The organism is Streptomyces sp. NRRL WC-3549 (assembly GCF_000721935.1).
Taxonomy (GTDB): Bacteria; Actinomycetota; Actinomycetes; order Streptomycetales; family Streptomycetaceae; genus Streptomyces.
In genome coordinates, this window is record NZ_KL585450.1 from 51,904 (window position 1) to 53,696 (window position 1,793).

The 1,793-nt window shown below is 73.0% G+C and carries 2 protein-coding genes; both read right to left on the minus strand.

The window, feature by feature from the left end:
• The coding region (locus IH13_RS39320) for a PrsW family intramembrane metalloprotease (RefSeq protein ID WP_031091151.1) at positions 1–964 on the minus strand (964 nt) is incomplete at its 3' end.
• A gap of 59 nt (positions 965–1,023) precedes the next feature.
• A partial coding sequence (gene trmB / locus IH13_RS0135440; protein ID WP_037843352.1) for a tRNA (guanosine(46)-N7)-methyltransferase TrmB occupies positions 1,024–1,793 on the minus strand: 770 nt, incomplete at its 5' end.

Below are 1,793 nucleotides of genomic sequence, written 5' to 3' on the forward strand. Positions count from 1 at the left end.
GCAGCTCACGCTGCCGCGACCAGATCGCCAGCCAGGTCAGCAGACCGAAGCACGGCACCATGACCGCCCCGTACACCGCGTAGAAACCGAGTCCGCCGAGCGCCGAGGAGCCGTTCCACGCGGCGTGCATACCCATGGCCAGGACCAGGCCGAGCAGCGGGAACAGGATCCGGCGCACCGGGTGCCGTCGTCCGCCGAACGCGGCCAGACCGAAACCGATGCCGGTGAGCACCGTGAACAGCGGGTGGGCGAAGGGGGACATCACGACGCGTACGAGGAACGTGCCCACGGTCACCGACGCCAGCCCCGTCGTCCCCAGCTGCTGGTCCTCACCGAAGGCGTTGCCCAGGTAGAGGATGTTCTCGGTGAAGGCGAAGCCGGTGGCGGTGAAGCCGGCGAGCACGATCCCGTCGACGAGGGAGCCGAACTCCCTTCTGCGGAACAGGAAGATCAGCAGGACGGCGGCGGCCTTCGCGCTCTCCTCGACGACCGGGGCGATCACCGTGGCCCCGAGGGTGTCCGCGCTCGTCGGGTCGGTCGTGGCCGTCGCTATCCAGCGGGTCGCGAACGTGTTGGCGACGATCGCCACCAGCGCCGCCGCGCACGCCCCCCAGGCGAACGCGAACAGCAGATTCCGCCAGGGCTTCGGATCCACCCGGTCGAGCCAGCGGAACGCCGCGAGCAGCAGGGGCACCGGCAGCACGGCCAGCCCCAGACCGACCAGGAACCCCTCGGTGCCGGTCTGCTCACGCACCAGGGCCAGGATCACCAGCCCGCAGAGCGCGAGCACGGTGACGACCGCACCGGCCCGGAAGGCCTTGCTGCGCCAGACCATGCCGACGCGGCGGGGGCGGTAGCGCCGGCGGCCGTGCCCGGGGACGGCGCCCAGGAACTCGTCGAGCCGCTGCTCCTCGAGGACCGGGACGGCCGGCTGCCGGTGTTGTCGCGCGGACCCGTCGTGCACCCGACGACCCTAACGAGCGGGACCGACAACGGGCCACGGCACGACCGCGGCGCCGGCGGTCAGTGGCCGGTCGCCGACGGTCCGGACGGGTCCGCGGTGCGGGTGAACAGCACGTCGTGGACGACGTGCCCCTTGTCCAGGCCCTGGCCCTCGAAGCGGGTCAGCGGCCGGAAAGCGGGGCGCGGAGCGTAACCGCCGTCCGCCTGGGTGTTCTCGTACAGCGGGTGCGCGGTGAGGACGTCGAGCATCTGCTCCGCGTAGGGCTCCCAGTCCGTGGCGCAGTGGACCACCGCGCCGGGCTTCAGCCGCGGTGCCACCAGGTCGAGGAACTCCGGCTGGATCAGCCGCCGCTTGTGGTGCCGGGTCTTCGGCCACGGGTCGGGGAAGTAGACCCGGAGGCCGTCCAGCGAGGCGGGCTCCAGCATCTCGCGGAGCAGGATGATCGCGTCGCCGTTGGCGACCCGGACGTTGGTCACGCCCGCGCGCTCCGCGAGGCCGAGGAGGTTGCCCTGGCCGGGGGTGTGGACGTCGACCGCGAGGATGCCGGTACCCGGGTCGTCGGCAGCCATCCGCGCGGTGGCCTCACCCATGCCGAAGCCGATCTCCAGGACCACCGGGAGACCGTCGAAGAGCGTGGGCAGGTCGAGGACGCGGCGGCCGTCGATGTCCAGGCCCCATGCGGGCCAGAGCCGCTGGAGGGCGTCCTCCTGCCCGGTGGTCACCCGGCTGCGGCGCGGCTGGAAGCTGCGGATGCGGCGCTCGTGGTGGGAGCCGGCCGGGTCGGCGGCGGGGCCGCCGGGGAAGCGCGGCTCCTGGCGGAGCCTGCGCT